The following is a 21,280-nucleotide window of genomic DNA, read 5'->3' on the forward strand; positions in this document are numbered from 1 at the left end:
GTTAGTTAGTTATTCTCCGGTCTCAACTTGCGGACAACGGCTCCTGCCTGCCACATTTCTGATTCCCTCAATTCCTTCAACTCCTCTTCCAATTTCACCCTGTAATCCGACTTGCTATTGGACTCGATGGATTTGGCTGCTTCTTGACCGGTCTTGACGCTATTATAGAGCTGCTCAAACACGGGCTTGGTAGCGTCTCTAAAAGGCTTCCACCAGTCCAATGCTCCACGCTGCGCTGTGGTCGAACAGTTGGCATACATCCAATCCATACCGTTTTCAGCTACAAGAGGCATCAAACTTTGGGTCAACTCCTCTACAGTTTCATTAAAAGCCTCTGAAGGCGTGTGGCCATTTGCCCGCAACACTTCGTATTGCGCTGCAAAGATTCCCTGGATTGCTCCCATTAACGTACCTCTTTCACCGGTAAGATCGGAAGTCACTTCTCTGTAGAAGTCGGTTTCAAACAGGTAACCGGAACCTACGCCGATACCCAAGGCGACTACGCGATCCTTTGCACGTCCCGTAGCATCTTGGTAGATCGCATAGGAAGAGTTCAGGCCACGCCCCTCTACAAACATCCTTCTCAGGGAAGTACCGGATCCCTTAGGAGCCACCAAAATCACATCCACATCCGCAGGAGGCACGATGCCCGTCTGATCTTTGTAGGTGATACCAAACCCATGAGAAAAATAAAGCGCCTTACCAGGAGTAAGGTGTTTTTTCACCGTAGGCCAAAGGGAAATCTGTCCTGCATCGGACAACAAAAACTGAAGAATAGTACCTTTTTCACAAGCTTCTTCCAAGTCAAAAAGTGTCTCGCCGGGCACCCAGCCATCTGCAACTGCTTTGTCCCATGTTTTAGAGTCTTTACGCTGACCAACGATCACGTTAAAGCCATTGTCTTTCAAGTTTAAGGCTTGACCAGGACCCTGCACGCCATAACCCAACACGGCAATGACCTCATCTTTCAAAATTTCCTTTGCTTTGTCAAGAGGAAATTCCTCCCGGGTAACCACATTTTCTTCAACTGTACCGAATTTCAGTTTCATAATTGTATAGTAAAATTTGTTTGGTGTTTATAAATATTTATCGATTGTCTCCATGGGTTTGGCCACTGCCACGCGACCCGAGCGTACAAATTCCAATACATTGAAGTCCTTTAGGACTTCAAGGAGTTCTTGTGTGTCTTCCTTATGACCGGTAAGCTCCACCACTACGAAATCCTTTTCGGCGGAAATTATACGGGCATTGTATTGTCGGATTACTTTTTCCAAACCGGGCTCCAAACTGTGGGTAGGTATCTTGTAGAGGGCAATCTCCTGAAAAACCATCTGATCGTCCACGTAATAAAAGGCTTTGATTACATCAATAATCTTGTCTATCTGCTTGGAAAGCTGAATAATCTGCGCTTCGGTAGTGGTCACTTCTATGGTGATCCGGTAGATCCCTTCCTCACGGCTCTCCGAGGCGGTGAATCCATCTATATTAATTCCCCTCCGGGTAAAGATCATCGTGATTCGGCTGAGAATACCGATGAAGTTCTCTGTAAAAACAGAAATCGTATATCGCTTCATAATTGGGTAATGTCTTAACTGAGTCGTACTTCTTCTACTGAGCTGCCCGCGGCTATCATGGGAAACACGTTATCTTCCTTCTCGACCACCACTTCCAGGAAGTAAGGGCCTTCGTGAATAAACATCTCTGCCACGGCGTTTCTCAGGTCTTCCCTTTTTTCCACCTTCCGAACCTTGAAGCGGTAAGCTTCGGCTATCTTTGGGAAGTCGGGGTTTTCCAACTCGGTAAATGAATAACGCTTTTCAAAAAACAACTGCTGCCACTGCCGCACCATTCCCAGGAAGTTGTTATTTAGCAAGACTACCTTTACCGGTGCTTTGGTCTGCATAATGGTGCCCAACTCCTGAATGGTCATCTGTATGCCACCGTCCCCAACCACGCAAACCACTTGGCGATTGTAATCGTGCAGCTGTGCCCCCAAGGCGGCGGGAAGCGCAAAACCCATGGTCCCTAATCCACCGGAGGTTACTTGTGTCCGGGAGGTTTTATACTCAAAATAACGCCAGGCGATCATTTGATGTTGCCCCACATCTGTTACCAAGATGGCATCGTCTGCCTTAAACTCATTGACATGACGGATCACCTCCCCCATGGTGAGGCCTTCCTTGGTAGGTAAAAGGTCATTACCAATAACGACACGTTTTTCCTCCGCTTCGAGCTCCCGGAATTTGGCGATCCAGTCTTCATGCTTGCGCTCACTGACCATCTCCGTAAGCTTGGCAAGGGTCTCCTTGCAGTTACCCAATACAGGCGCTGTACAGGTTACATTCTTATCAATTTCAGCAGGATCCAATTCGAGGTGAACGACCTTTGCCTGCTTCGCATAACGGCTCAAATCCCCCGTTACCCGGTCATCAAAACGCATCCCCACAGCGATCAAGACGTCGCATTGATTGGTCAGCAAATTGGGACCATAATTCCCATGCATACCCAATTTCCCCACGTAGTTAGGATGCTCCTCTGAAAGGGCTCCTGTTCCTAACAACGTGCAGGCTGCCGGAATACCCGTCTTATCCAAGAAATCTTTCAATTCTTGCTCTGCCCTTCCGATCAATACACCTTGTCCATACAACAAGTAGGGACGCTTAGCTTCGTTGATCAATGCTGCTGCCTTCGTCACCTGCCCATCATCCACTTTGGGATATGGTTTGTAGGAGCGAATATTCAGACAGGGCACGTAATTAAAGTCTCCCAAATCATTCTGGGCGTTTTTCGTAATATCAATGAGCACCGGTCCGGGACGTCCGGAACGGGCTATGTGAAAGCCTTTGGCAATGGCCGGAGCGATGTCCTCCACCCGCTGTACCTGTATGTTCCACTTAGTACCAGGCATGGACATGCCGACCACGTCGGTTTCCTGAAATGCGTCAGTTCCTAGCAGATGGGCAAAGACTTGTCCGGTAATGCAGACCAAGGGCGTGCTGTCGATCAAGGCATCTGCCAAACCTGTAATCAGATTGGTAGCGCCGGGACCAGAAGTTGCCATGCAGACGCCCACTTTACCGGAAACTCTCGCATACCCCTGCGCAGCGTGGATTGCTCCTTGCTCGTGACGGGTCAGGATATGCTGAATCTGGTCTTCATAATCATACAGCGCATCGTATACGGGCATAATTGCACCACCGGGATAGCCAAAGATGAATTTTGCATTCTCGGCGATCAGGGATCGAATAACGATGTCAGCCCCTCTTATTCTAGAATCTTTCATAATTATTATCCATTATCAGTAATACATCCTTCCGATGCTGTAGATACTAACTGAGAATATTTTTTTAACGTTCCACTTAGGTGGCTCAAGTCTTTATTTTTCCAATTTTTTCTGCGCTTTTCGAACTCTTCTTCGGTCACGTTGCAGCTGATGGTCAGTGTATCTGCATCAATAGTGATCTCATCCCCATTTTGGATCAATCCTATTGGACCTCCCATATAGGCTTCGGGAGTCACGTGTCCTACTACAAATCCGTGTGTTCCTCCGGAAAACCGTCCATCGGTGATCAACGCCACATCTGCACCCAAACCACCGCCAATGATGATCGATGTTGGCTTTAACATTTCGGGCATACCAGGGCCTCCTTTCGGACCCACGTAACGTATGACCACCACATCACCCTTTTCGACCTGCTTGGCTTTCATGGCTTCATTGGCTTCGTGTTCGCTGTCGTACACCTTGGCTTTACCGGTAAAAGATTTGCCTTCCTTCCCGGAGATCTTAGCCACAGAACCTTCTGGAGCGAGGTTTCCAGTAAGGACACACAAGTGTCCCGTTTCCTTCAATGGCTGTTCTATCGGGTGGATAACAGACTCTTTGGAGGGCACCAATGCCGGCACATCCTTCAAATTCTCTGCCAAGGTCTTGCCCGTCACGGTCATGCAGTCGCCATGGAGAAGTCCTTTGTCCAAAAAGTATTTCATAAATGCCGGTAGACCTCCAATCTCGTGCAAATCTTCCATCATAAATTTACCACTGGGTTTGAAATCGCCCAGCACCGGAGTCTCCGCATTGATTCGCTTGAAATCCTCCAGCGTAAAGTCCAAACCGGCAGTCCTTGCAATCGCCAGTAAGTGCAATACCGCATTGGTGCTGCCACCTAATGCAACCACTACCCTAACGGCATTTTCAAGGCTTTTTTGAGTGACTATATCCTTGGGCTTAATATCCTTTTCTAACAACAGCTTTATGTACTCACCTGCATCTTGACATTCTTTTCGCTTTTCGGGCGAAGTCGCCGGATTGGTAGAACTGTAAGGAAGCGAAAGTCCCATCGCTTCAATGGCTGAAGACATCGTGTTGGCGGTATACATGCCTCCGCAGGCACCGGCACCGGGACAGGCGTTTTTTATCACGCCCATGTAATCCTCGTCACTTATCTCGTTTTTGATCTTTTTACCGTATGCTTCAAAGGCCGACACGATATTCAACTTTTCGTTTTTGTACTTTCCGGAACGAATCGTACCACCATACACCATGATGGCGGGGCGATTTACCCGCAGCATACCCATGACCGCACCTGGCATGTTCTTATCACAGCCTGCCACCGCTACGATACCATCAAAAGAATGCCCTAATATAAATGACTCGATAGAATCCGCGATGATCTCCCGGGATGGAAGGCTGTACCGCATGCCTGCCGTACCCATGGAGATACCGTCACTGATACCGATGGTGTTGAACACCAATCCAGTAAGTTTTGCCTTGACGGTGGCGTCTTTGATCTCCCTGGCAAAATCGTTCAGGTGCATGTTACAGGGGTTGCTCTCGTACCCACAGCTTGCTACGCCCACAAAGGGCTGCTTCATCTTTTGGTCCGTGAGGCCGGTAGCATAAAGCATGGCCATTGCAGCAGGGTTCTCCTGATTATCACTTACTTCCCAGCTGTATTTTTTCGAGTTGCTCATCTGATTCCTGAATAGTTTGTTAATTGCTTATAAAAAAAAGTGCTTCACCTGGATGAAGCACTTTACTGTTTTGTTCTAATTTCTATACAATAGTTCAGCGCTTCACCTTTTTTGGATGAGAATGACGACAAGGCTAATAATGCTGACGATGCTGAACATACCTAATATCTGATTTGGGGTCTTTCGTGGCCTATGTTGCGTTTGATTATGCAATATTAAAACCCTTATCTCACACTTACAATATTTTATTTCTTTTTTTCATATCCCCAAAAAACATACCGAAAGGATTCTAGAACAAAATGGAAATTTAAATTTATATTTTAAAAAAACAGAAAATATTATTTCTAAATAATTCAAATTAGTTAAAAATACAAAATTATATTCTGCTGTTGGATTTTAGAGGGAAACCCGTTTTTCTTCAGGCTAAAGTTTAGCCTAAAGATAAGGATATTATTTTACGTTCAAAATTTTTTCTTTTTATCCGGCAATTTGAGTTTGCCTGCTGTGGCCTGCTATCTCCGATTCACTACCTTTGCAGCAGAACAGACACTAGTACCTCGCATGATTGTTTTTCCGAATGCCAAAATCAACCTAGGGCTTTACATCACCGCTAAGCGACCCGACGGATACCATGAAATCCAAAGCTGCATGTACCCGGTACCGCTATGTGATGCTTTGGAGATCCAAATCGCCAAAAAAAACCGGTTTGAATCCTCCGGCATTCCCATCCCCGGCAACCCGGATGACAACCTAATCCTCAAGGCTTATCGATTGTTGAAGAAAGATTTTCCAGACCTTCCGCCCATTTCGGTTCATTTGCATAAGCATATCCCTATGGGGGCAGGACTTGGTGGAGGTTCCTCCGATGCCGCGTTTGCTTTAAAAAGCATGAATACCCTGTTTGAACTCTACTTAGAAGATTGGATACTGGAGGATTATGCCGCTCAGATAGGCAGCGATTGCCCCTTCTTCATCACCAATCGGCCTAGGCTGGTGAGTGGCAGGGGCGAAATAATGCAGGATAGCAGCCTGAACCTAAGCGGTAAATGGATTTTGCTGATCTATCCTTCCATTCACATAGGCACCAAAGAAGCCTACGCCGGAGTAAGGCCCAGACCGATTGACACAAAACTCGAAGAGTGCCTGCAAAAGCCCTCGCAGTGGAAATCCTGCCTGAAAAACGATTTTGAAGAAAGCATTTTCCCCAACCACCCGAAAATCAATATCCTGAAAAACGAACTGTATCACTCGGGTGCGTTTTTCGCCGCCATGTCAGGCTCTGGCTCGTCGGTATTTGGACTGTTTGAAAAAGAACCACCGCAAACGGCGATCGAAGTATCCAATTTTAGCTTTCGGACTCAATTATAGCCCCCTTCTCATGCACGCATCAGGCGCTTAGAAGCTTTTCGTTTTTCATAGAAATTAATAAGCGGGTATAAACATACCGCCGAAAGGATGATCAAGGTGCCCCAATAAAAGGCTGAGGACATCTTTTCAGACTCCCCAAAAATCAGCAAAGCCAACAGAATCCCATACACCGGCTCCAAATTAACGGTTAGATTCACCGCAAATGCAGTGAGTCGCTTCATCAACTCAACCGATACCGTAAATGCAAAGACGGTACATACGGTTGATAGGATGAGCAGCCAAAACCAGTCCATCCCTTGCGGCCAAAAGACTACTCCGGATTCGGTGAAATAAGCGGAATAAAAGGGCATGAATAGCGCTGCAAACAGAAACGCCCCGATCATTTCGTAAAATGTGATGGTATAATGGCTGTGCCTCTTGGCTAATTTTCCATTGATCACCATAAAACAAGCACAGATGAATGCGGAGAGCACGGCCATGCTTAAGCCAAGCCAATACCCAAACTCAAAACTGAAGATCACGTACAGTCCCAAAATCACCACCAAGCCCAAAAATACTTCGATCCATTTAATCTTGGCTCGGTTGGCCAATGGCTCCAGCAGCGAAGTCCACAGGGAACAGGTTGCTATACCCGCCAAACAGACAGAAACGGTAGATACCCTCGTGGACCAAAAAAAGAGAATCCAATGTGCACTGATCAAAAATCCTGTCAGAATAATTTTAAGGATCTCCCTATGCCCTAGCCGCACGGAACGACCCCGTATGAAAAAAATCAGCCCCAAAGTCAGCACTGCGATCCACGTTCGGTGAAACACGATCTCCACCGCAGAGACACTGATCAACAATCCAAGGATTCCAGTAAAACTCCACACAAGAATAACCAGGTGAAGGGTGAGATAATCCTTCGTCAGTGAACTTACCTGTATCATATTATCGGGGAACTGTCTTGTAAAGTACCAACCCTGTCAGTGCGAAAATCATGTTCGGTATCCAAACCGCTAAAATCGGATAAGCGGTGCCTGCTTCCGCAAAGGTACGGGAGAGCAAAAATAAAATAATGTAGACAAACGCCAGCAAAAAGCCCAGCGCAATTTTAAACCCAGAGCCACCCCTCGTCTTTTTGGAGGAGACGATTACCCCAATAAAGGTCAAGATAATCGCCGCAAAGGGAGACATAAAGCGCACATATTTTTCTATCCGGTAGTAGTTTATATTGTCTGCCCCCCTATCCAACAATATCTCTATCTGTTCCTCCAGCTTGGGTAGCGTAAGGGTCTCGTGGTGGTTTTTGGGCAGGTCAAAGTCCTCCGGCTTGATCGACAATACCGTATCCATCCGCTCACCGGTAGTCCATTCCTCATGCATTTCTTTAAATTCGCGGAGCTTCCAGTTTCGTACACTCCACGCATTGGTGGTGGTATCCCACACTATCCGGTCGGCAGACAGTTTTGCAATCAGCTCGCCATCCCTAATTTGTTCCATGGTGAAATTATAACCTTGATTACCTGAGGTGTAATAGCGCGAAATATAGGCATAGGTGTCCGGAGCTATTTTGATATGGATATTCTGTTGGTCAAAATTGCGCTTATCATCCAAATACCTTACCCTAAAATCAGACACCCCCAAGGTAGCTACCGGAAGCACCCACCCATTTAGCAGAAACCCAACGATGGCTATCAGGATGGCGGAAAACAGAAAAGGGACAAGCATACGCATAAAACTTACCCCACTGCTCAGAATCGCCACAATCTCGGTTCTGCCGGCCATTTTGGAAGTAATGAAAATCACGGAAATAAACACCGTAATGGGTGTGAGCAGGTTGTTTAGGTATAGCCCGTAATTCATCATGTACTTCAGGATTTCCGACGCCGGCACATCATTCCGGATATAGGCATCGTTTTTTTCCGTAAAGTCCAGTACAAGAACAATCATGATCAGCATCAAAACCACAAAAAAATAGGTTTTGAGGAAATCTTTAATGATCAGTTTGTCCAATAGTTTCATACTGGTATACCTTTCTTTCTAATGCTGCTTTTGTTCCTTACGTAAAGGTAAAACCTTCGGTTGGCCAATGATTTACAGGCGGCGACTCACCCGCTCCACCATCCCGGCCTTCCAAGAGGCAAACTCACCGGCCTTAATTTTCTCCCGGGCCTGCCCCACCAACCACAAATAAAAGGAAAGGTTGTGAATGCTTGCAATCTGAGCTGCCAACATTTCTTTCGAAATGGTCAGGTGCCGTAAATAGGCCTTTGTGTACCCATTGCTTACGGCACTTTCAAACCCCAAGTCTATGGGAGAGAAATCATCTTTCCATTTTTCATTTCGGATATTGACGATTCCCTCCGTGGTAAAAAGCATCCCATTGCGGGCGTTTCGCGTTGGCATCACACAGTCAAACATGTCCACCCCCAGAGCAATGCATTCCAAGATATTCGCCGGTGTACCCACCCCCATCAGGTACCTAGGCTTGTCCTCGGGCAAAATGGCCGTAACCCACTCTGTCATCTCGTACATCAATTCGGCAGGTTCCCCCACGGAAAGTCCTCCGATGGCGTTGCCCTCCCTTCCCTGCGCTGCCACAAAAGTGGCAGATTCGGTTCTCAGGTCTTTGAATACGCTGCCCTGTACGATGGGAAACAAGGTCTGCGCATAACCATATTTCCCTTCTGTTTCGTCAAAGCGCTGTATACATCGTGATAACCAACGGTGGGTGAGATCCATGGATTTCTTTGCATACCCCCGTTCGCAGGGATAGGGCGTGCATTCGTCAAAGGCCATGACGATGTCTGCGCCGATCGCCCGTTGAATGTCCATGACATTCTCCGGTGTAAAACGATGTTTTGACCCGTCTATATGCGATTTAAACAACACCCCCTCTTCTGTTATTTTACGGTTATCGGCTAGTGAGAACACTTGGTATCCCCCGCTATCGGTCAAAATGGGCCTATCCCAACCGATAAATTTATGCAAGCCCCCTGCAGCTTCCATGATTTCCAGCCCGGGCCTTAGGTAAAGGTGGTAGGTATTGCCCAAAATTATCTGAGCCTTTATATCTTCTCGCAACTCACGCTGATGCACCGCCTTCACCGTACCTGCAGTACCTACAGGCATAAAAATGGGCGTTTCGATTACGCCGTGTGCAGTCTCCAAGTGGCCTGCACGGGCCTTACTGTTGGCATCTTTGTGATGGAGGGTAAAATTCATTCGTTAACCGTTTGATTCTGCAAGTTATGCCTGACTATTTTTATCTCCGCAAAAATAGAGGCATTTCGCCAAAAGAGTTGTCGATTTTGATTTTATCTTTGCCACTTGAATAAAAACCCAAGTATGGAAGAAGTAGTGTGGATGGTCTTTTTTTTCGCGGTAGCTGTCCAGTTAATGTACATGCTCTTCATTTTTGGTAGACTGGCTTTCTTCCCCAATAGACCTCAAAAAATCCCCTCAGTAGATTCGTTGGAAGGGGTGACCATATTGATAGCAGCAAGAAACGAATTAGAAAACCTGCAAAAACAACTCCCGATCCTGATGGCACAGGATTATCCTTCTTTCGAAATCCTGTATGTCAATGACCGTTCTAAAGACGATACGGAAGACTGGCTGAGGGAGCAGGAATCCCGCTACCCGAACGTACGTTCCGTACATATACGGTATGTCCCCGACCATGTTACGGCAAAAAAATACGCACTCACCTTGGGCATCAAAGTGGCATCCCATGATGTGATCTTGCTCACCGATGCAGATTGTATCCCTGTTTCCGACCAATGGATTAAGCGGATGACGGCCCCCGTACGAACCCAAAACAAAACCTTCGCCTTGGGCCATGGCGCCTACTTGGAGGTACCCGGATTACTAAACAAACTGATCCAATTTGAAACTTTGCTCACCGCGCTGTATTATTTTTCCTTTGGGCTTTGGCGGGCGCCTTTTATGGGAGTAGGAAGGAATCTCTGCTACCGGAAAAGTTTCTTTATGGAAAAGAAAGCATTTCACGGCCTTTGGCATGTTGTCGGGGGAGACGATGACCTTTTTGTAAACAAACATGCAGATAAAACGAACACCTCCGTGGTAATCCACCCGGAAAGCGTTACCATGTCCCAGCCCAAAACCACTTTCAGTGAATTTTTCACCCAAAAAAGGAGGCATTTTCAGGCCGGAAAATATTATCGGTTAAAAGATAAACTAAAACTGGGTATTTATACGTTTACACACTTGGTGTTTTGGGGCAGCGGCATCATCCTGCTCACAATGCAGCGCTCATGGGAACCAATTGCGTTGGTTTCCGGGTTGGTTTTGCTGAGAGCTGCATTGCAATATGCGATACTCCGAAATACAAGAAAGAAATTAGAAGGTGTGGGCAAAGTGCTTTGGACCATGTTTTTTGATTTTATGTATTTGATCTATTTTTGGATTATCGGAACCAAAGGGTATCTGTCAAAAACAGTTAGATGGAAATAAACGAAAGAGAGTTTTCAGACAAGGCGTTAGAGGATTTTGACCTGATCGATCGGGCCGTCAGGGACAAGGATCAGCAGGCCTATGCCACGCTGATGAAGCGTTACAAAAAGGCGGTTTACTTCATGATCCTGAAAATGATACGGGACACCGATGATGCCGAAGACCTCACGATGGAAGCCTTTGCGAAATCCTTCCGAAACCTTCACAAGTTTAAGAAAGACTACACCTTCAGCACGTGGCTCTTTCGCATAGCCACAAATAACGCCATTGACTTCATCCGAAAGAAAAAGCTCAAGACGATGAGCCTAAATAACACGCTGACCGATGATGGCGGCAATTCGGTAAATATCGACGTGGAAGACGATGACAATAACCCACAGGACGAATTTATTAAGACCCAGCGAATTGAAATGGTGCGTATTTTTGTGGACAAGCTGCCGGCAAAATACCGAAAGCTTGTAAAGCTCCGCTATTTCGACGAACTGTCCTATGATGAAATCGCCGAGGAGCTAGGCAAGCCATTAGGGACTGTCAAAGCACAGCTTCACCGATCACGTGAATTACTCTACGAAATTGCCCAGGGCAAAAGCAAACACATCTAACCCATCACCTTAGCCGTCAATGGACGTTCAACTGATTTTTTCTTATTTCCCGGGGCTTACGGAGACCCAACAGGAGCAATTCACCAAACTCGGCGAGCTTTATGCCGATTGGAACAGCAAGATCAATGTGATCAGCCGAAAAGACATGGATCACTTCTACCTGCACCATGTGCTGCATTCCTTGGGAATTGCGAAGGTGGTGCAGTTTCGGCCGGAGACCAAAATTTTGGACATTGGCACAGGTGGTGGATTCCCCGGCATACCCTTGGCTATCCTCTTCCCTGAAGCATCGTTTCATCTAGTGGATTCCATAGGAAAGAAAATCACGGTGGTTAAGGACGTAGTGAAGACGCTGAAGTTACAAAATGTGGAGCCTCAGCAAACCCGTGCGGAGGAACTTAACCGCAAATACCATTTTGTCGTAAGCCGTGCCGTCACCCAAATGGCCAATTTTTTCCCTTGGGTGAAAGGCAAGTTCCGAAAAGAAGACATAGATCCAGAATTCCAAAACGGCATCTTCTACCTGAAGGGAGGGGATGTGGACGAAGAGCTGGAAGAAATGAATGTAAGCTACATCAGCTACCACCTGGAAGATTACTTCAAAGAGAAGTTTTTCGAGACAAAGAAAGTCGTCTATATACCCTACGAGGGCAAACGGTAAAATTTCATTTTTTTGTCCTAACTTTCCAAGTGTCAATCGGAAATAGTATGGGAAAAAGCATTCTAACCGGTATTTGCATCCTTGGAGGAATGGCCCTATTGGGATGCACCAAACCAACGTCAAATAATACCTCCTATAACCAAGTTTCAATCTACGACACCGTATCGATCGATTCAAAGGGTGAACTGCTTTTTTTAAACTGGAGCCTTAGTACTGCCACCGTTTCTTCCGACCTGAGTACCTTGTACAATTTCAACGTCGACGAACCGTCTTTGGAAGTCGTAGATCTCGACAAGTATATCCTGTCCCATAAAGTCCCTTTAGAGCGGGAAGGTCCGAACGGAATTGGTCAGCGGGGCAAAGGGGGGATTTTGGCACTTTCAGATCAACTGCTGTTTTTCAAGGGATGGCCTGCTCCCTATGTAATGGACTTGCAAGGACGCAGAACCGGTCTGTTGGAGAACCTTACCTTGATCAAGTCTTCGGTGACCCCAGCCGGTCGTGATTTTATGTATGAAATCATGTATCCCGACTTTCCTAACTTGGTATTTGGCATCACAAATGAGTATCCGGGAAAGAACTTTGAGTTTACGGTGCTAGATCTCATGGACAATTCCATCAAATCGACCACTCCGCTGTCTGCCTGGGACAATTTCTCTGACTACTCGTTGGTTTTTGATGACGGAACTCAGTTTGACCTTTGGGCACCGAGGGTCTACGTGACACTCCTTGGGCAATACATCTGTCTCAGCACAGATGTCAGCTCCGATCTATACCTTTACGAACCTAGAACCGAAAAACTCATTTTCAAGGAATTTCCCCACAGCCTATCACCGAAGCATAAAACAACAACCGGATCGATCCAAACTTCGGACCCAGCTCAATTCCAAGCGACCTTTCGCAAATTATACGGTGATATATCATTCCATCCTCCTTTTTGGGACAATGACAATCAAGTCTACTACCGCTTCAGCCATACGACTACCTTCGAGAGGTCCAAAGACGGTCTCTACCCCAAACGGATCGAGCAGCAAGTATACCTTTCGGTTATTGATACCAATTTCACACTTTCCAAGGAATATCCGCTGGAACCCCTAAACGAAGCACCTGTATTTAGTTTTAGCAAGGATGGAAAAATCTGGACGTTCCTAAACCTAAACGATGAAATCGCCTTTCTAAGGTTGGTATTGCATAAAGATTTGCCGTAAAAACATCTTTTGGGAGGTGACTTTACGGCAAATTGGACTAATTTCACCCAAGGAGTGGCTACTTTTTCTTATACACGATCTTAATCGGGACCCCTTTAAAATCGAAGTTTTCACGGATCCTGTTCTCCAGATAGCGCGTATAAGGCGACTTGATGTACTGGGGCAGGTTACAGAAAAACGCAAATACCGGGTTTTTGGTAGGTAGCTGCGTGATGTACTTGATCTTGATATATTTTCCTTTGATTGCCGGAGGAGGGTACTTTTCGATCTCCGGCAGTATCAACTCATTGAGCTTGGAAGTGGTTACCTTCCGGGTTTTGTTGTCATACACTTCGTTTGCCAACTCGATCGCCTGAAAAATCCGCTGCTTGGTGAGTGCTGAAATGAAAATGATGGGTATCCACTTATTTTCCCCAAGCTTCTCCATCATCTCGTCCTTGAAGGTCTGCATGGTCTTATGGTCCTTTTCGATGAGGTCCCACTTGTTTACCATGATCATGATCCCCTTGTTGTTTTTGATGGCAAGGGAAATCAAGTTCACATCCTGTGCCTCCAGTCCCCTTGTGGCATCCACCATGATGACCACCACGTCCGAGTCTTCCAGTGTACGCATGGAACGCATCACAGAGTAAAACTCGATATCTTCTTTAACTTTGGCTTTCTTCCGAATACCCGCCGTGTCGGTGATGATAAAATCCTTCCCGTAAAGCTTGTACCTTGTATGGATCGCATCGCGGGTGGTTCCTGCCTCGTCTGTCACGATGGAGCGTTCCGTACCCAGCAGCGCATTGAGAAAGGAGGATTTACCTACATTCGGGCGACCCAGTACGGCGATCTTTGGAACGCCAAAATCCGGATCTTCGTCTCCGGTATCCTGAAAGTTCTTGATGACCTCGTCAAGAAGGTCACCTATACCACTCCCATTTACGGCAGCAATGGGAAAAATCTGCTCGTGCCCCACACCCAAAGCATAGAATTCATTTGCCATAAGCATCTTGTCGAGATCGTCTGCCTTATTCGCCACCAGATAAATGGGCTTCTTCGAACTTCTGAGCTCGTCGGCAAACTCCTTGTCCAAATCGGTCAGCCCGTCGATGCAGTCCACCACGAACAGGATCACGGAGGCTTCCTCGATGGCCAATTTGACCTGCTTGCGTATTTCCTTTTCAAAGACGTCGTCCGATCCGGTAACGTATCCTCCGGTATCGACTACAGAGAAAAACTTCCCCCCCCACTGTGCATGGCCATAATGCCGGTCCCGGGTGACACCGCTTAGGTTATCTTCGATAGCTTTACGCTCCTCTACCAGTCTATTGAAAAAGGTAGATTTTCCCACATTGGGTCTACCCACTATTGCCACTATATTTGCCATTTTTTATATCGTATTATTGGTCGTAACCAAATCGCTTCAATTTGTTTTTGTTCTTTCGCCAGTCCTCTTCCACCTTCACAAAGGTTTGGAGAAATACCTGTTTGTCGAAAAATTTTTCCATCTCCTCCCTGGCCTGTATACCTACACGCTTGAGTGCCTTGCCACCTTCGCCTATCACTATGCCCTTTTGGCTGCTGCGCTCCACATAGATCACGGCACGGATTCGGATGATTTTTTTGTCTTCCACAAAATCCTCGATGGCCACCTCCGTGCTGTAGGGGATTTCCTTTTTGTAGTTTAGGAAGATTTTCTCCCGGATGATTTCAGAGGCGAAAAAGCGCTCCGGACGTGTGGTAAGTTCATCCTTGTCGTAAAAGGGCTCGTGAACCGGCAAACGGTCGAGTATTTCCTGAAGAATCCGCTCGGTATTGAAAGATTCGGTAGCTGATATCGGTATAACGGTGTCTGTCTTCAATCGCTGAGTCCAGTAGGCGGTCACTTCCTCCAACCTGTTTTCTTTGTTCAGGTCAATTTTGTTGATCACTAGCAACACCGATACGCCGGATTCGTTGATCTTTTCCAGTACGTCTTCTATTTCCTCGTCGGTTTCAAATAGATCGGTTACGAAAAGAATCACGTCGGCATCCTCCAGGGACATGTGCACAAAGCTCATCATGTTTTTGTGCAGTTCGTACTTGGGCTTCAACATACCCGGGGTATCGGAAAAGACGATCTGATAATGGTCGTCGTTGATGATGCCCATGATACGGTGCCGGGTGGTCTGCGCCTTGGAGGAGATAATCGAAAGTCTTTCACCTATGAGCACATTCATCAGCGTGGATTTGCCTACATTTGGCTTCCCTATGATGTTGACAAAGCCCGCCTTGTGTGTGTTTTCGGTCATGACAATAATTTTTCTGCAAAGGTACTTGTTTTTTTCCGTGTGGCACCAAAGAACCGGGAATAAACCAAAGAAAGTTTGGCTGTGAAACAGCGTTTTTTTAGGTTACCGAAAAAAACACCAAAAAAATGCCCGAAGAAAACACCTTGCCCAAATCCCTCAAAGTCAGCACGAAGCCATGTAAAGACACCCCTGGCTCCAAATTAAATTCCAACAATCCCTTGCATTTCACCAAAAATACACCTACTTTTGTACCACGATTTCAGCAAAACGATGCTGATAACAAATTAAATAGCGAGACATTTTCAACTAAAGATATATCGCGGGATGGAGCAGTTGGTAGCTCGTCGGGCTCATAACCCGAAGGTCACAGGTTCGAGTCCTGTTCCCGCTACTACAAAGGACACTGAAAACAGGGTCCTTTTTTTTTGAACCGACCGGACCAGCCCTTGCTAGCTCGACGGGATCATATCCGCCTAGGCGGACACAGGTTCGAGTCCTGTTCCCGCTACTACAAAGGACACTGAAAACAGGGTCCTTTTTTTTTGAACCGACCGGAGTGGCCCTTGCTAGCTCGAAGGGATCATATCCGCCTAGGCGGACACAGGTTCGAGTCCTGTTCCCGCTACTATAAAGGACACTGGAAACAGGGTCCTTTTTTTTTGAACCGACCGGAGCAACAGTTGCCAGCTCGACGGGATCATATCCGCCTAGGCGGACACAGGTTCGAGTCCTGTTCCCGCTACTACAAAGGACACTGGAAACGGTGTCCTTTTTTTTTGAACCGACCGGAGCAACAGTTGCCAGCTCGAAGGGATCATATCCGCCTAGGCGGACACAGGTTCGAGTCCTGTTCCCGCTACTTTAAAGGATACTGGAAACAGGGTCCTTTTTTCATCTTCAAAAAACTGGCCTCAGAATTCCCTTTCGTTTCAATCTGTATCTGGAGCACTTCGGTAATAAACGAGTTTATGCTTCATCAACCTGGTAGATTTACCAGTTCATAGAATTTGAAAAAAATAGATTGGTGCCAGTAGAAGGAGAAAGAAACCTGAACTGGATAGTTCCGCCCATGGGGTATAAATCTGATGTTTACAACTCAAATATTTGAAATTTCACGTATCTTTGAGCTATGACCGAATTGGTTCAAAATAAACTGGATTAGATAAAAGCAGCCTGTCAGCAACATCACGTCGGGGCTCTTTCTCTATTTGGTTCAGCTGCAAAGAGTACCATGAATGAAGACAGCGACATAGATCTACTCGTTGAGTTTTCTAATGATATTGATGTCCTGGAATATGCCGACAACTACTTTTCGTTGCTAGATCAGCTCCAAGAAATTTTGAATAGAAAGGTAGATCTTGTGTCTAGCAAATCACTTAAGAACCCCATTTTAAAAAAAGAGGTTTACCAGTCAAAGGTGGATTTGTATGCAGCCTAAACTACTCCAATAAATTTTAGCTATTGAAAGCATCATTGAGGAGATAGAGTCTATTAAGCAAAAAACTCATAACGACTTCCAAAATTTTTTTGATGATATCATTTTGTAGCGGGCAGTCGAGCGGGATTTAGAGATTATCGGAGAAGCGGTACGGCAAATGATGGCGATCAGCCCAATCCATCAAATCACGGCTTCTAAAAACATCATCGGATTAAGAAATATCATTTCCCACGCCTATGACTCGGTTGAACCTGAGATGTTGTGGGGAATAATTCAAAAGAACATTCCTGTTTTAGCTGATGAAATCGAGCATGACGCAAGCGACACACGGAGGGACGACTGTAATTCGTGCGACCTGCCTGCCGATAGGCAGGGATTCCATCTGACCGCTAAAGAGCAAATTATAAACAGATGAAATTCAAATAAAAAAAGGCACGTACCCCTGATCTGCAGATCGCTTAAGTGAATTTTTCGGCGATGGAAACAGAACTTGGGATGACTTTTACTGCTCTGCAAGCCTTTTTCTGCTTTGGTCTTTACATGGTTTGACTTCTTCCCACAGTTTGCAAATATTGGCATAGCGTCGGTCTTTCTAGATGTTTCCTTTTTTGCCCTAATCAAAGCAGTTGGAAGCTTGTCCAACGCTTATCCAACTTGGCGGACACAGATCAACGTTATGTTTCTTTCATCTTCTCGCTAAGGCTCGTTTTTCTATTGACATGCATCGGACTTCCGTTTGGCAAGATTTAGCAGCAAGGAAAGTACATTTGACCAAGTGTATCCACATATTATCCATTCGGTTTATTCCTTATTCAAAATGCGTTGGCGACAAATTCAATCCATAGTGACCTCCAAATACCAATTCGCCCAAATTATATGTTTCAAATGTAAATATTATATATCTACCTAAAGGATTAGTAATTATGATCAACAAGCCTTGAAAGCATTTACTTTAGGAAACTGGATAGGGCGGATTCTTTGATATTCAGTGTTTCCCGTTCACTTATTCCAGATTTAAACGGCTTCATCCCAAATAAAAATCTCATTCCATTAAAGGGTCTGATCAGCCCAATGTAGATGCCCAAACAGATTTCCAAAGTGGCAAAAGAGATGACCCAATACTTTGACCAAATCGATAAATCCCACTTACACACATAATAGCCAACCACAATAATCACGGTTTGATGGAGTATGTAGAAAGGATACACTCCTTCGTTCACATACTTCAGGAGGGGATGGGATCGATTCAGGTAAAATTGACCATATGCAATAATTGCCGAGACCGTAAACCAACTCAAGAAAATCGAGGTGATATCAAAGAAGGTGGCCAAATCTTCTGAAGTCATGGGCAGTTGCCAAATTCCCCTGAAATGGAGATATGAACCATAAAATGGAATCAAAATCAAAAGGGCAGCACTTAGGAATACTTTCCGGTTTTTGCCCAAACTATCCCAGAGGTTCGGATTGCTGTAGAAAATCAACCCAAAAGCGAAGAAAAGAAAATAAAAGACGAAGTAGGCCCAATCCTGAAAGTCGTGGGTTTCCTCCGGAAAATATGGCCTCAGCAATAATTGGCTGATCAAAATCAAGCCCGAAGGAATTAACAGAGCTCCAGCAGGGGTGGTGAAAATCCGTTCAAGAAAGTTTTTGAATGCCTGAGAGGCTGGCTTTCGCAGAAATACCAATAAGGGCAAAATCAAGATCGAAAAGACCAACAAATAGGCGATAAACCACAAATGATGCCAGCTGAAATTGCCTTTGGGGTAAGGTTCAAAATCAAAAGTGGTCGGGTAAAATTCCCAAAAGCTTGAATACTCCTGAATTCGCTCGAAATAGATCTGTGGAGGTACAATCACAAACATCCCGAATGCCAAAGGAACAAACAACCGCTTGAATCGCTCTTTGACAAACTGGGTTTTGGTGCGCTTACCTAAAGCCATGTAGGTGCCTGCCCCGGAGATAAACAGCAGCAAAGGCATTCTCCAGTCATGAGACCAGATCATCCAATAATTAAAGACGAGGCTGGTTTCTTCATTTTTGACATGCCATCCCCAAGTGCTAAACCACATACCGGTGTGGTAGAAAAGAAGGAGAATGATGGCAAAAAACCGGAGCCAGTCCAAATCGTGTCGTCTGATAGTTGCTTGTATTTCCATGAGATCTTTTTGGTTTTGATGGGTCAAACCTCCAAAATCTCTTTCCGTCTGACGACTGATTTTATCAAGTCAGCGTACGATTTGATAAAGTCGAACGCGTATTTCAGCCCGTTTGAACTGTTTTCCTGAATTCTGAGGGCGTCATGCCCATTTGTTTTTTAAATACCGTGTTGAAGGAAGATTTGGAACTGTAGCCCACTCGTTCGGCGATTTCCTCCATTTTGAGGTATGCTCCTTCCTCAGTTTGCAGAATTCGGCAGGCCTCTTTGACCCGGTATTCCGCAGTAAGCTCAAAAAATGTTTTTCCAAAACCCTCATTGATTGCTTGGGACAGCGCATGCACGCTGGTTTTGGCTTCCTTGGCAAGACTTGGAAGGGAAAAATCAGGATTCAGGTAGGGCAGATCCTTTTCCAAAATCTGTTTGACCTTCTCGATGAGTTCCTTTTTTGTCTCCTCATCCAACTTAGAACTTTGGTATTTCTCGGGTGTTTTGAGATCTGCATGCTCCAGATGGGAGTTGCGGATGTGCAGGAAACTCGTCAAATACACCGTGAAAGCCATGTAAGCTGCATACCAATGATCCCCGGTATCCTCTAGATTGAAGATTTTCACCCCTGTCACAAAAATCAAAACAGTCACCAGAATGAAAGGTACAATCCGAAGTCGCTTTTGGGCTTCAGTGATGGGTTTCCAGATGGATGCTTGTTGACTGGAGAAAAATCCCGAAACCTCACGAAGACAAAGCAATCCGTAAACAGCCACCGACAAAAGCGTAATCGGAGTGACAAACTCTCGAATCAATAAAGGATCGGAGGGATAAGGATGCGTGAAATCAATTCGGGGCAATCCCGGGTGGTAAGCAGAAATCCAGGAATTGTATTTAGCCTCATTTGGTAGCGCCCAAAAGGGAATCATGTACAGCGTGTAGGCGAAAAAAGGAACGAAATGAGTCCAAAACTTTGCCAGCAGTTTTCCCCTAGTCAGGCAAAGAATGACCCCATAAAACAGCGGACCTATCAAAAAGCCCAAGGGCTCCGAGAAATCCACCAAAAACCAGGCATGGGAAATCCGACCCGAATACATCATAAAAATCTCCAAGAGAAAACCCCCCATACTCCAGAGCAGCAATCCTTGCAACACCGAGGTTTGGGTCCGCTTCGCAGGGAAAACGAGATAGACCAAGCCCAAATACATAGCCTGCATCAATCCCATGAAAATGAAAACACTGAAGAGATCGATGCGGAGCGGTGGCAAAGTGATCTGTTCCATCATGAGTTCATTTACCGATCCAACCAGTCTTTAAATTGGGAATAGCGCTCAATGCTGACAAACACTTCCTGCTTGGGGTCGGGCACAAGTGCCAATTTCAACCGGGTAGGTGAATACTTATGGATTTGAGATATACTTTCCAGGCTGGCGATGAATTTTCGGTTAATCCGGAAAAACTTGGATGGATCCAATACTTCCTGAAGCTTATCCAGAGAAAGATCAAGCGGAAATTTCTGTCCGAGTCGATTGACTAGAAAAGTGATTTTCTCCTGTGAGAAAAAGTAAGCAACCTCTTCCACAGGGATGGTTTGGATTTTACTTCCTGAACTGACCAGAAACCGCTCCTTGTAATTCGTTTTCTGCTCCACCAAAGGATGAAGAATCTGCTGGATATCTGCCAGAGAGAAGGATTTTTTGGGAGTGTGGTATTTCTTAAACTTGTCCAAAGCCTGGCTCAACTCCTGAAAATTGACAGGCTTGAGTAAATAATCCACACTATTAAGCTTAAATGCCTTGATCAGGTATTCGTCATAGGCGGTAATGAAAATAACCGGGCACTCAATCGCTACCTGCTCAAAGATCCCAAAACTCTGCCCGTCTTCCAGATGGATATCCAAGAGGATCAAATCTGGAAAAGGATTGGATGTAAACCATTCCACCGCTTTTTTGACCGAGGGAAGGTCTGCAAGTAATTCTATCTGAGCGTTATATTTTTCCAAAAATCCCTTTACCCGATCTACTGCAAGGCGCTCATCTTCAATAATTACGACTTTCATAAGCAAACAATTCATCCGTAAATTAGAAATTTCCCAAAATTTATCCTAGACCTCTCCAGGCTTGGAGCTTCACTTTTTAGGTCTCGGCCGAAAAAA

19 protein-coding genes, 1 tRNA gene and 1 pseudogene are annotated in these 21,280 nt (G+C 45.6%); 9 read left to right on the plus strand and 12 right to left on the minus strand.

Features of this window, described 5'->3' with window-relative positions:
* Positions 1-5 precede the first annotated feature (5 nt).
* The 4 genes from ilvC to ilvD are packed head-to-tail and all read right to left on the minus strand — an operon-like array spanning position 6 to position 4,971.
* Entirely contained in the window at positions 6-1,049 is a 1,044-nt protein-coding gene (gene ilvC / locus IAQ59_RS05275; RefSeq protein WP_209329733.1) for a ketol-acid reductoisomerase, read from the minus strand.
* Between the two features lie 27 nt (positions 1,050-1,076).
* Positions 1,077-1,574 (minus strand): acetolactate synthase small subunit, encoded by a 498-nt coding sequence (ilvN, locus tag IAQ59_RS05280; protein WP_209329734.1) that lies wholly within the window; start codon positions 1,572-1,574, stop codon positions 1,077-1,079.
* A gap of 14 nt (positions 1,575-1,588) precedes the next feature.
* Positions 1,589-3,283, minus strand: a complete 1,695-nt coding sequence (gene ilvB, locus IAQ59_RS05285) for a biosynthetic-type acetolactate synthase large subunit (RefSeq protein WP_209329735.1) — start codon at positions 3,281-3,283, stop codon at positions 1,589-1,591.
* Positions 3,284-3,288: 5 nt separating this feature from the next.
* The gene (gene ilvD, locus IAQ59_RS05290; protein WP_209329736.1) at positions 3,289-4,971 is read right to left on the minus strand and encodes a dihydroxy-acid dehydratase; all 1,683 of its coding nucleotides are present in this window, start codon (positions 4,969-4,971) and stop codon (positions 3,289-3,291) included.
* A gap of 561 nt (positions 4,972-5,532) precedes the next feature.
* On the opposite strand from ilvD, the gene ispE reads away from it, so the two are divergent.
* Positions 5,533-6,339, plus strand: a complete 807-nt coding sequence (gene ispE / locus IAQ59_RS05295) for a 4-(cytidine 5'-diphospho)-2-C-methyl-D-erythritol kinase (RefSeq protein WP_209329806.1) — start codon at positions 5,533-5,535, stop codon at positions 6,337-6,339.
* A gap of 8 nt (positions 6,340-6,347) precedes the next feature.
* Here ispE and IAQ59_RS05300 read toward each other — a convergent pair whose 3' ends face one another.
* From IAQ59_RS05300 to tgt, 3 genes are all read right to left on the minus strand, one after another.
* Positions 6,348-7,268 (minus strand): DMT family transporter, encoded by a 921-nt coding sequence (locus IAQ59_RS05300; protein WP_209329737.1) that lies wholly within the window; start codon positions 7,266-7,268, stop codon positions 6,348-6,350.
* Between the two features lies 1 nt (position 7,269).
* Entirely contained in the window at positions 7,270-8,343 is a 1,074-nt protein-coding gene (locus IAQ59_RS05305) for an LptF/LptG family permease (protein WP_209329738.1), read from the minus strand.
* Positions 8,344-8,415: 72 nt separating this feature from the next.
* Positions 8,416-9,546: a tRNA guanosine(34) transglycosylase Tgt gene (gene tgt / locus IAQ59_RS05310; RefSeq protein ID WP_209329739.1), complete on the minus strand. Its 1,131-nt coding sequence runs from the start codon at positions 9,544-9,546 to the stop codon at positions 8,416-8,418.
* Between the two features lie 123 nt (positions 9,547-9,669).
* Here tgt and IAQ59_RS05315 point away from each other — a divergent pair, with 123 nt between their 5' ends.
* Genes IAQ59_RS05315 through IAQ59_RS05330 form a run of 4 tightly spaced genes read left to right on the plus strand, consistent with a single transcriptional unit; the run spans position 9,670 to position 13,268 of the window.
* Positions 9,670-10,797, plus strand: coding sequence for a glycosyltransferase (locus IAQ59_RS05315; protein WP_209329740.1), 1,128 nt, complete (start codon positions 9,670-9,672; stop codon positions 10,795-10,797).
* Positions 10,788-11,399, plus strand: a complete 612-nt coding sequence (locus IAQ59_RS05320) for an RNA polymerase sigma factor (RefSeq protein ID WP_209329741.1) — start codon at positions 10,788-10,790, stop codon at positions 11,397-11,399. Before IAQ59_RS05315 ends, IAQ59_RS05320 begins: the two co-directional genes overlap by 10 nt.
* A 19-nt stretch (positions 11,400-11,418) precedes the next feature.
* A complete protein-coding gene (gene rsmG, locus IAQ59_RS05325) occupies positions 11,419-12,060 on the plus strand; it encodes a 16S rRNA (guanine(527)-N(7))-methyltransferase RsmG (protein WP_209329742.1) in 642 nt (213 codons plus the stop codon).
* Positions 12,061-12,107: 47 nt separating this feature from the next.
* Positions 12,108-13,268, plus strand: a complete 1,161-nt coding sequence (locus tag IAQ59_RS05330) for a DUF4221 family protein (RefSeq protein ID WP_209329743.1) — start codon at positions 12,108-12,110, stop codon at positions 13,266-13,268.
* 58 nt (positions 13,269-13,326) lie between these two features.
* Here IAQ59_RS05330 and der read toward each other — a convergent pair whose 3' ends face one another.
* Both der and era read right to left on the minus strand, forming a co-directional pair.
* Positions 13,327-14,640 carry a ribosome biogenesis GTPase Der gene (der, locus tag IAQ59_RS05335; RefSeq protein ID WP_209329744.1) on the minus strand — a complete coding sequence of 438 codons (1,314 nt, stop codon included), beginning with the start codon at positions 14,638-14,640 and terminating at the stop codon, positions 13,327-13,329.
* A gap of 13 nt (positions 14,641-14,653) precedes the next feature.
* Complete coding sequence (era, locus tag IAQ59_RS05340) at positions 14,654-15,544, minus strand: GTPase Era (protein ID WP_209329745.1); 891 nt, start codon at positions 15,542-15,544, stop codon at positions 14,654-14,656.
* 318 nt (positions 15,545-15,862) lie between these two features.
* Between era and IAQ59_RS05345 the strand changes: the two genes are divergently transcribed.
* From IAQ59_RS05345 to IAQ59_RS22295, 4 genes and pseudogenes are all read left to right on the plus strand, one after another.
* A tRNA-Met gene (locus IAQ59_RS05345) sits at positions 15,863-15,935 on the plus strand.
* Positions 15,936-16,341: 406 nt separating this feature from the next.
* The gene (locus IAQ59_RS22730; RefSeq protein ID WP_425342600.1) at positions 16,342-16,548 is read left to right on the plus strand and encodes a DUF6577 family protein; all 207 of its coding nucleotides are present in this window, start codon (positions 16,342-16,344) and stop codon (positions 16,546-16,548) included.
* 158 nt (positions 16,549-16,706) lie between these two features.
* Positions 16,707-16,982, plus strand: coding sequence for a nucleotidyltransferase family protein (locus IAQ59_RS05350; protein WP_342450683.1), 276 nt, complete (start codon positions 16,707-16,709; stop codon positions 16,980-16,982).
* 121 nt (positions 16,983-17,103) lie between these two features.
* Positions 17,104-17,397, plus strand: a pseudogene (locus IAQ59_RS22295) (HepT-like ribonuclease domain-containing protein); the annotation flags it as partial.
* A gap of 532 nt (positions 17,398-17,929) precedes the next feature.
* On the opposite strand, the gene IAQ59_RS05360 reads toward IAQ59_RS22295, so the two are convergent.
* The 3 genes from IAQ59_RS05360 to IAQ59_RS05370 form a co-directional block, all read right to left on the minus strand.
* A complete protein-coding gene (locus tag IAQ59_RS05360; RefSeq protein ID WP_209329746.1) occupies positions 17,930-19,138 on the minus strand; it encodes an acyltransferase family protein in 1,209 nt (402 codons plus the stop codon).
* Positions 19,139-19,241: 103 nt separating this feature from the next.
* A complete protein-coding gene (locus IAQ59_RS05365; RefSeq protein ID WP_209329747.1) occupies positions 19,242-20,411 on the minus strand; it encodes a helix-turn-helix domain-containing protein in 1,170 nt (389 codons plus the stop codon).
* Between the two features lie 8 nt (positions 20,412-20,419).
* Entirely contained in the window at positions 20,420-21,184 is a 765-nt protein-coding gene (locus tag IAQ59_RS05370) for a LytR/AlgR family response regulator transcription factor (protein WP_209329748.1), read from the minus strand.
* Positions 21,185-21,280 lie beyond the last annotated feature (96 nt).

It is taken from the genome of Lunatimonas salinarum (assembly GCF_017811155.1).
Taxonomy (GTDB): Bacteria; Bacteroidota; Bacteroidia; order Cytophagales; family Cyclobacteriaceae; genus Lunatimonas; species Lunatimonas salinarum.

Excerpts from the sequence above, each read along its gene's own strand:
- IAQ59_RS05300 (WP_209329737.1), bottom strand. The coding sequence starts at position 7,268 with ATGATACAGGTAAGTTCACTGACGAAGGATTATCTCACCCTTCACCTG.
- IAQ59_RS05370 (WP_209329748.1), bottom strand. The coding sequence starts at position 21,184 with ATGAAAGTCGTAATTATTGAAGATGAGCGCCTTGCAGTAGATCGGGTA.
- ispE (WP_209329806.1), top strand. The coding sequence starts at position 5,533 with ATGATTGTTTTTCCGAATGCCAAAATCAACCTAGGGCTTTACATCACC.
- IAQ59_RS05365 (WP_209329747.1), bottom strand. The coding sequence starts at position 20,411 with ATGATGGAACAGATCACTTTGCCACCGCTCCGCATCGATCTCTTCAGT.
- rsmG (WP_209329742.1), top strand. The coding sequence starts at position 11,419 with ATGGACGTTCAACTGATTTTTTCTTATTTCCCGGGGCTTACGGAGACC.
- IAQ59_RS05320 (WP_209329741.1), top strand. The coding sequence starts at position 10,788 with ATGGAAATAAACGAAAGAGAGTTTTCAGACAAGGCGTTAGAGGATTTT.
- ilvN (WP_209329734.1), bottom strand. The coding sequence starts at position 1,574 with ATGAAGCGATATACGATTTCTGTTTTTACAGAGAACTTCATCGGTATT.
- era (WP_209329745.1), bottom strand. The coding sequence starts at position 15,544 with ATGACCGAAAACACACACAAGGCGGGCTTTGTCAACATCATAGGGAAG.
- ilvC (WP_209329733.1), bottom strand. The coding sequence starts at position 1,049 with ATGAAACTGAAATTCGGTACAGTTGAAGAAAATGTGGTTACCCGGGAG.
- IAQ59_RS05360 (WP_209329746.1), bottom strand. The coding sequence starts at position 19,138 with ATGGAAATACAAGCAACTATCAGACGACACGATTTGGACTGGCTCCGG.
- ilvD (WP_209329736.1), bottom strand. The coding sequence starts at position 4,971 with ATGAGCAACTCGAAAAAATACAGCTGGGAAGTAAGTGATAATCAGGAG.
- der (WP_209329744.1), bottom strand. The coding sequence starts at position 14,640 with ATGGCAAATATAGTGGCAATAGTGGGTAGACCCAATGTGGGAAAATCT.
- IAQ59_RS05330 (WP_209329743.1), top strand. The coding sequence starts at position 12,108 with ATGGGAAAAAGCATTCTAACCGGTATTTGCATCCTTGGAGGAATGGCC.
- IAQ59_RS05305 (WP_209329738.1), bottom strand. The coding sequence starts at position 8,343 with ATGAAACTATTGGACAAACTGATCATTAAAGATTTCCTCAAAACCTAT.
- ilvB (WP_209329735.1), bottom strand. The coding sequence starts at position 3,283 with ATGAAAGATTCTAGAATAAGAGGGGCTGACATCGTTATTCGATCCCTG.
- tgt (WP_209329739.1), bottom strand. The coding sequence starts at position 9,546 with ATGAATTTTACCCTCCATCACAAAGATGCCAACAGTAAGGCCCGTGCA.
- IAQ59_RS05315 (WP_209329740.1), top strand. The coding sequence starts at position 9,670 with ATGGAAGAAGTAGTGTGGATGGTCTTTTTTTTCGCGGTAGCTGTCCAG.